This window comes from Nocardia sp. NPDC059154 (assembly GCF_042755705.1).
Lineage (GTDB): Bacteria > Actinomycetota > Actinomycetes > Mycobacteriales > Mycobacteriaceae > Nocardia.
On record NZ_JBHZCS010000150.1, the window covers coordinates 1 to 7288 of the forward strand.

General features: G+C 67.9%; 10 protein-coding genes. 3 read left to right on the forward strand and 7 right to left on the reverse strand.

Features of this window, described 5'->3' with window-relative positions:
- Together ACFXN1_RS50775 and zapE are read right to left on the reverse strand one after the other, a co-directional pair.
- A partial coding sequence (locus ACFXN1_RS50775; RefSeq protein ID WP_379464121.1) for a glycosyltransferase family 4 protein occupies positions 1-1127 on the reverse strand: 1127 nt, incomplete at its 3' end.
- Between the two features lie 137 nt (positions 1128-1264).
- The gene (gene zapE / locus ACFXN1_RS50780; RefSeq protein ID WP_379445161.1) at positions 1265-2236 is read right to left on the reverse strand and encodes a cell division protein ZapE; all 972 of its coding nucleotides are present in this window, start codon (positions 2234-2236) and stop codon (positions 1265-1267) included.
- A gap of 79 nt (positions 2237-2315) precedes the next feature.
- On the opposite strand from zapE, the gene ACFXN1_RS50785 reads away from it, so the two are divergent.
- Positions 2316-2933, forward strand: a complete 618-nt coding sequence (locus ACFXN1_RS50785) for a TetR/AcrR family transcriptional regulator (protein WP_379445162.1) — start codon at positions 2316-2318, stop codon at positions 2931-2933.
- Here ACFXN1_RS50785 and ACFXN1_RS50790 read toward each other — a convergent pair.
- Positions 2926-3243 (reverse strand): hypothetical protein, encoded by a 318-nt coding sequence (locus tag ACFXN1_RS50790; RefSeq protein WP_379445163.1) that lies wholly within the window; start codon positions 3241-3243, stop codon positions 2926-2928. The two genes, ACFXN1_RS50785 and ACFXN1_RS50790, sit on opposite strands and share 8 nt — an antisense overlap.
- A gap of 231 nt (positions 3244-3474) precedes the next feature.
- Between ACFXN1_RS50790 and ACFXN1_RS50795 the strand changes: the two genes are divergently transcribed.
- Positions 3475-3693: a type II toxin-antitoxin system VapB family antitoxin gene (locus ACFXN1_RS50795; RefSeq protein ID WP_379445164.1), complete on the forward strand. Its 219-nt coding sequence runs from the start codon at positions 3475-3477 to the stop codon at positions 3691-3693.
- Positions 3690-4124: a PIN domain-containing protein gene (locus ACFXN1_RS50800; protein ID WP_379445165.1), complete on the forward strand. Its 435-nt coding sequence runs from the start codon at positions 3690-3692 to the stop codon at positions 4122-4124. The genes ACFXN1_RS50795 and ACFXN1_RS50800 overlap by 4 nt, the downstream gene beginning before the upstream one ends.
- Positions 4125-4145: 21 nt before the next feature.
- Here the strand turns inward: ACFXN1_RS50800 and ACFXN1_RS50805 are convergent, their stop codons facing one another.
- From ACFXN1_RS50805 to ACFXN1_RS50820, 4 genes are all read right to left on the reverse strand, one after another.
- Positions 4146-4994, reverse strand: a complete 849-nt coding sequence (locus tag ACFXN1_RS50805) for a helix-turn-helix transcriptional regulator (protein ID WP_379445167.1) — start codon at positions 4992-4994, stop codon at positions 4146-4148.
- A gap of 82 nt (positions 4995-5076) precedes the next feature.
- Positions 5077-6252, reverse strand: coding sequence for a lipid-transfer protein (locus ACFXN1_RS50810; RefSeq protein WP_379445168.1), 1176 nt, complete (start codon positions 6250-6252; stop codon positions 5077-5079).
- The gene (locus tag ACFXN1_RS50815) at positions 6249-6662 is read right to left on the reverse strand and encodes a MaoC family dehydratase (RefSeq protein ID WP_364606405.1); all 414 of its coding nucleotides are present in this window, start codon (positions 6660-6662) and stop codon (positions 6249-6251) included. Before ACFXN1_RS50815 ends, ACFXN1_RS50810 begins: the two co-directional genes overlap by 4 nt.
- On the reverse strand, positions 6659-7288 hold a 630-nt coding region (locus ACFXN1_RS50820), incomplete at its 5' end, for a Zn-ribbon domain-containing OB-fold protein (RefSeq protein WP_379464123.1). The genes ACFXN1_RS50820 and ACFXN1_RS50815, both read right to left, overlap by 4 nt.

Here is a 7288-nt window from a genome sequence, read left to right on the forward strand (position 1 = left end):
GTCCAGGACCGGTCGCGCACACTGCGCACCGCGGTCTGCGCGGTCTGCTCGTGCAGTCGCGGGTCCTCGACCAGGCGGCGCACCAGTTCGGTCATCGCCTCGGCGTCGCCGGGTGGATAGAGGAAACCCGCGCCGGGCGTGACCACGTCGATCGGGCCGCCCGACTTGGGCGCGACCACCGGCACACCGGAAGCCAGCGCCTCCTGCGCTGCCTGGCAATAGGTTTCGTGGCGGCCGGTGTGCACGAACACATCCAGCGACGCATAGGCCGCCGCGAGTTCCTCACCGTGCAGCACGCCGAGGAACTCCGCGTCCGGCAACAGCTTCCGCAGCCGCTTCTCCTCGGGGCCGCCGCCCACCACGACCAGCCGGACACCCGGCAGCGGCCGCAGTGCGGCGAGCAGCTCGAGCTCCTTCTCCGGCGCGAGGCGCCCGATATAGCCGACCAGCGCTTCGCCATTGGGGGCCAGGCGCTTTCGCAGTTCCGCCGACCGCCGGAACGGACCGAACTGCTGCAGGTCGACCCCGCGCGGCCAGCGGCCCAGTCCCGGAATGCCCATCAGCTCCAGCTGGCGCAGGCTGGCGGTGGAGGGCGCGAGGGTGCGGTCCACCCGCAGGTGGATGCGCCGGGTCAGCGCGGTCATGGCGCGGACGCCGCCGGGCAGGTCGTAGCGCAGCGCGAAACCCACCAGATCGGTCTGATAGATGGCGACGGTCGGAATCCCGAGCTCGTTCGCGACCTTGGCCGCCTGATAGCCGAGCGTCGCCGGCGAGGCGATATGTACGACATCGGGCCGGAATTCGCGCATGATCTTGCGCAGCCGGCGGCGGGTCTCCAGCCCGATCCGGAAATCCCGGTAGAAGGGCAGCCGGGCTCCGCGCACCACGTGCACGCGGAACCCGGCGTACTTGCCGGGACCGGTCGGGGCCACCAGCGTGGCCTCGTGACCCTTGGCGGCCAGGTGATCCAGCACCCGGCGCACGGAGTTGGTGACGCCGTTGACCTGGGGAAGAAAGGACTCGGCGACCACCAGCACCCGCAGGCGGGCGCTTTTCCGGATATGGGGACTACTCGGTATGCTCGGGTTCCGCGGCGCGGAATCCCTTGCCTGCTCGCGGATTCGCATCGTTCCCCTCCGGTTCGGTGCTGCTCCTGACGCCACGGTAGGAAGCGGCCCGCAACGCCAGACCCCCTCCGCGTTGACGGCACGTGAACCGTGCACGTCGATCAAGTCGGCCAGTTCACCGGGGCTTCGCCGAACGGCTATCGAGACTCGAGGTTTGCCGGTTCGCGCAGCTCCGCGAGCCGGCTCAGGGTGCGGTAGAGATCGGGGACGCGCTCGATCGCCACCCTCGCCCCATTGCCGGCACCGCCCAGCTCCGCCAGCGGCACGTCGGCGAAGATCGAAAGTTCCAGGTCGGCGTCGTAGAGCACGTCGACCAGATTCACGAAGCGCATCACCCAGTCCGGCGGGACCGTTCCCATGGGCGGCACCGCGCACACCACCCAGCGGCGGACCTCACGGGTGAGCTCCAGGAAATCGGCCGCCGACACCGGGATACCGCACAGCTCCGCGAAATCGACAGTGAGCTCCCCGTTTTCCAGCGCGCGGGCGTGCAGCCGCCGATGCGCGACGGGCAGATCGACCGCGCCGATCACCGGGCAGGCCCCGACCACGTAGTGCCCGGCGGCGAAGCCGGTGTGCCGGCCCCCGAGCATGCGGTAGTCCTGGGGACCGTCCACCGCCACCACGTCCAGGTGCTCGAGGATCCGCTCGATGGTCGGCACGAACATGCCGTGCATGAGGGGGTTGGGCAGCAGGTCCAGCGGCGGATAGTTCGAAGTCACCACGAGGGTGACGCGCCGGGCGAACAGCGTGTCCAGCAGTCGTGTCACGAGCCGGGCATCGCCCGAATCGTGCACATGGAATTCGTCGAAGCAGATCAGGTCCGCGTCGCCGAGCAGCGCGTCCACCGAGGCGTCGATATTCCCGTACTCGTGGATTCCGGCATTCAACTGCGCGAAGAAGGCGTGAAAGTGGTAGCGCCGCTTGCGATTCGAGGGCACCGATGCGAAGAAACGGTTCATGAGCATGGTCTTGCCGCGCCCCGGACCGCCGTACAGGTACAGCCCGCGCGGCCGCCGCCACCTCCGGCCCACCCGCGCGGCAATGGCGGCCAGCTGCTCGGCGGCGTGGCGCTGGTCGGCATCGAGCACGATCTCCGGCGTTTCCATGACACCCTCCCTGCTTCCTCTACTTCTGTAGAGCTTCCTCTATAGTTGTAGAGGATCACGGAGCCGCAGAGGAGCAAAGGTGACCACCTCCACACCCGACCGGCGCACCCTCATCGTGGACAGCGCCATCGATCTCATTGCCACCCAAGGACTCCGGGCGCTCACCCACCGCGCCCTGGACACCGCGCTGGAACTCCCCGCAGGATCGACGTCCTACTACTTCCGCACCAAACGAGCCCTCCTGGAGGGCATCGTGGACCGCATCACCACCCGCTCCCGCACCGACTTCGCGACCGGGCAAGCGGACCTGGCGGCGCCGACGGGAGCACCCGGGACCCTCACGGACAGCGCCCCGGACCGGCTGGCCGCAGGCATCGCGGGCTGGCTGGATCGTCTACTCGCGCAACGCCGCAACCATCTGATCGCCCGGCACGCCCTCATCATCGAACTGCTCGGGGATGCCGACATGCACGACAAACTCGCGAGCTCGCTCTTCTCGCACCGGCACGCCACCACCCTGTTCGAAACCCTCGGCGCATCCGACCCGGCCACTGCCGCAGCCGATTTCATCGCGGTCCTCGAGGGCCTGGTCTTCGACCGCTTCGCCGGCGCCCGCACCGGTCTCGCGCCCGGTACCGCGAAAAGCGTGAATCAGCTGGCGGCCGTATTGTCCGCCCAGTTCAGGGCCATCAGCTAGCGCGGTAGCGGATATCCCAGATGCGCATGTTCGGCCACGGCGGCTGCTTGACCAGGGCCAAGGTGCCGAGGGTCGCGGCGATCAGGCCGGTGAGGACACCGAGGGTCGCGATACGGGAGCCGTCCACGGCCGGCTCCCACTCGACCTCACCGTCGCGGACGACGAATATGCCGAGCGGCCGCGACCCGCGCCAGCCACTCACGGCCGCGACCGTAATGATCGTGGTCCCATCGGAAGTCTCGTACGGTTCCCCGTACACCGGCGCACTCCCCATCACCGGCAGCTCATTCAACCGTTCCCGCAAGGTCATCGCGATCCCTTTCCCCACAGATGAATTGCGCCCCAATCTACGCCCTCGCCGGTAACCGCCACCGAATCTTGCGTAGCCGCACACCTTTCGAGGAACGCGACGCTATGTCCGGATACCTCGGGACAGCCCCCGCAACAGCACCGGCACCGACTTGGGTCGATCAGCAATCCAGAGCGGCGACCGTGCCGAATACCTGCTGAATATTGCTGGCACTAATGCCGGAGACATATCATGAGATATATGAAGACGATGATCGACCTCGATGACGAGGCTCTCGCCCTGGCCGCCAAGGAACTCGGAACCACAACGAAGAAGGACACGGTCAACGCCGCGCTCAAGTTCGTGGCCGAGCGCAGGCAACGCATCGAACAGATCCTCGACGACCCGTACAGCATCGGGATCGGCCCGGACATCGGCGATCCCGAGGTCATGCGCCAGGCCCGCCGTTGAACGAACCCACGCCGCTCCGACTGCACCTCATCGATACTTCGGCTGCCTCGCGGATCCGCGACGACGCCGTGCGCACCGTGATCACCGGGCTGATCGCCGACCGAGCCGCAGCCACGTGCCTGACCGTTGATCTCGAAGCAGGCTACTCGGGCCGCAATCTGGCCGATCTGCAGAAGATCGCGCAACGCCGCCGCGCCCTCTATGTGAACCTGCCTGTCAACGAGGCGATCGCTGATCGTGCTCGTGAGGTTCAGCAGTTGCTCGCTCGCCAGGGGCTGCATCGCTCAGCAGGGATCGTCGACCTCATGACCGCTGCCGTCGCCGAATTCCACGACGCGGTCGTCGTCCACTACGATGCGGACTTCGAGCACATCGCCGCAGTCACCCGGCAGCCCCATGTGTGGGTCGTGCCGAAAGGCACCATCGACTGATCACGGCCATCGGCTCGCGGATCAGCTGCACCGTTCGGCCTCGGAGGTGCTCTCGTCCAGCAATGAGTCCAGCGCCCGCGCGGTATCGGTGCCCGGCGCCGGGGTGTAGGCGATGAGGGCTCGTACCCCGGGATCGGCCGGAATATCGAGCAGTTCGTAATCCAGGTGCAGGTCACCGACGAGCGGGTGGTGCACGATGTAGCGGCCGTATTGAAAGTCGCTGACCTCGTGCGTCTCCCAGTACTCCCGGAACTCGGGACTGCGTTCGTTCATGTCGCGCAGTATGGCCCGCAGTTCCGGGTCGTCGGGCCGGTGGCTGGCCTGCAGCCGCATATCCGCGGCGATGTGGCCCGCGACCAGCGCCACATCGGCCGTGATCGCCCTGATGTGTGGGTCGAAGAAGATCAGATGCATCCACGTGCGTTCAAATTCGGGCAGTTCCGCGAAATCGATGCCGAATACCGCCACCGCGGCGGCGTTCCAACCCAGGATGTCGGTCCGATGCCCGACGATATACGCGGGCGCACGGGTCATCGAATCGAGTAATTGCTGCAGCCCGGGGCGCAGCGGTTCGCCTGCCCGGGAGAGCGAACGCGGTGGGCGCGCCAGATTGCGCAGGTGCCGTCGCTCGTCCTCGCTCAGCAGCAGCGCGGTGGCGATGGCATCGACGATCCCCTCCGAAACCGCCTCGGCCCGCCCCTGTTCCAGCCGCACGTAGTACTCGACACTGACCCCGGCCAGATGCGCGACCTCCTCGCGCCGCAACCCGGGCACCCGCCGCCGCCCCCACACCGGCAAGCCGATGTCCTCGGGCCGCAATCGCGCCCGGCGCGACCGAAGAAACTCGCCCATTTCAGACTTGTCGGACACCAGGCCGATTCTATGGATACCAAGCGGTTCCATGTGAAAGGCCCGGACGATCTCGGCGATCATCCGGGCCTTCGCGACTCGCTCAGTTGGCGGTGAGCACCAGACCCGAGGTCGGTACGCCGGTGCCGGCGGTGACCACGATGTTCTCCAGGCCCTGGACCTGATTCACGGAGGTGCCGCGGATCTGGCGGACGCCCTCGGCGATGCCGTTCATGCCGTGGATGTAGGCCTCGCCGAGCTGGCCGCCGTGGGTGTTCAGCGGCAGGCGGCCGCCGATCTCGATGGCGCCGTCGGCGATGAAGTCCTTCGCCTCGCCGCGGCCGCAGAAGCCGAGCTCCTCCAGCTGCATGAGGACGAACGGGGTGAAGTGGTCGTAGAGGATGCCGGCCTGCATGTCCTCCGGCCGCAACCCGCTCTGTGCCCACAGCTGGTCGCCGACCAGGCCCATTTCCGGCAGCCCGGTCATGGCGTCGCGGTAGTAGCTGGTCATGACGTACTGGTCGGCACCGGAACCCTGTGCGGCGCCGGCGATCAGCGCGGGCTTGTTGGGCAGATCCCTGGCCCGCTCGGCACTGGTGACCACGATGGCCACGCCGCCGTCGGTCTCCTGGCAGCAGTCCAGCAGGTGCAGTGGCTCCGCGATCCAGCGCGACGCCTGGTGCTCCTCGAGGGTGATGGGCTTGCCGTAGAAGTGCGCCGCCGGGTTCACGGCCGCGTGCTTGCGATCGGCGACGGCCACCCGGCCGAAATCCTCACTGCGCGCGCCGTATACGTGCATGTAGCGGCGCGCCACCATGGCCACCTGCGCGGCCGGGGTGCCCAGGCCGTGGGTGTAGGAGAACGCGTTGTCCACGCCGGAGGAGCTCGGGTTGCCGGTCGCGAGGTGAGTCGCGAACTGCCCGAAGCGGTTTCCGGAGCGCTCGTTGAAAGCCCGGTAGGCCACCACGACATCCGCGACACCGGTCGCGACCGCCATGGCCGCCTGCTGCACGGTCGCGGCGGCCGCGCCACCGCCGAAGGGGATGTTGCTGAAGAACTTCAGGGACGGGATACCAGCGGCGCGCGCCACGGCGGCCTGGGTATTGGTGTCCATGGTGAAGGTCGTCAGGCCGTCCACATCGGCGGGCGTGAGTCCCGCGTCGGCCAGGGCGGCGGTGACAGCCTCGGCGGCCAGGCGCAGTTCGCTGCGGCCGGAGTCCTTGGAGAAGTCGGTCGCGCCGATGCCGACGATGGCGGCGCTACGGCTCAGCCCACTCACTGTGCCTCCTGCAGGGAGATGACGGCTTTCGCCGTGATGTGGTCGCCGAGCGAGTCCTTGCCGACCACGTCGATGGTGATGTCCGCGCCGTCCACGGCCGCCACGGTGCCGCTCAGGGTGAGGGTGTCACCCGCGTACAGCGGCACGCCCAGCCGCAGCGCGATCGACTTGACGATGGCCCGCGGCCCCGCCCAGTCCGTCACGAACCGCTGCACCAGACCGGTGTCGGTGAGGATGTTGACGAAGATGTCCTTGGACCCGCGCTCGACCGCCTTGTCGCGGTCGTGGTGCACGTCCTGGAAGTCCCGGGTGGCCAGCGCCGTCGAGACGATGAACGTGGTGTCGGCGTGAATCACCAACTCCGGCAACACAGTTCCGACCTGCACGGCCGAGAGCTCGACGGTGGTCATTTCACGGCCTCCCAGTAGGGCACGGTGTTGTCGTCGTCGAGCTTCAGGAAGCCCACCTCGACCGGCAGGCCGACCTCGACCTCGCCCGGCTCGATGCCGCGCAGCTCACCGAGCATGCGCACGCCCTCCTCCAGCTCGACCAGGGCGATCACGTACGGCAGCTGCCGTCCGGGCACCTTGGGCGCGTGGTGCACCACGAAGCTGAAGACGGTGCCGCGACCGGAGGCGACCACGTAGTCGGTCTGCTCCGAGTGGTCCTTCCACAGCGCCGGAACCGGCGGGTGCTGCAGCGAGCCGTCGGGCCGCTGCTGGATCCGCAGCTCACCGAGTTTGATTCCGTCCCAGAAGAACTCGGTGTCCTTGGACACGGTCGGCCGCACGCGCTTGGCCAGATCTTCCGCGGACACCTCGCCGGATTCCTTGGGAGCGGCCGTCTTTCCGGTGCCGGGCGCGAACTTCAGCATGCGGAACTGCATCTCGGTGACCAGCTCGTCACCCACGTACCAGTTGGTGAGGTAGGTGGTGAACCAGCCCTCGCCGAGCCCGGTCCGCTTGGGGCCCACGATGTCGCCGATGCTGGACCGCACCGTGACCTGCTCGCCGAGCTGCAGGTAGCGGTGGTAGAC

Excerpts from the sequence above, each read along its gene's own strand:
- ACFXN1_RS50795 (WP_379445164.1), top strand. The coding sequence starts at position 3,475 with ATGAGATATATGAAGACGATGATCGACCTCGATGACGAGGCTCTCGCC.
- ACFXN1_RS50790 (WP_379445163.1), bottom strand. The coding sequence starts at position 3,243 with ATGACCTTGCGGGAACGGTTGAATGAGCTGCCGGTGATGGGGAGTGCG.
- zapE (WP_379445161.1), bottom strand. The coding sequence starts at position 2,236 with ATGGAAACGCCGGAGATCGTGCTCGATGCCGACCAGCGCCACGCCGCC.
- ACFXN1_RS50815 (WP_364606405.1), bottom strand. The coding sequence starts at position 6,662 with ATGACCACCGTCGAGCTCTCGGCCGTGCAGGTCGGAACTGTGTTGCCG.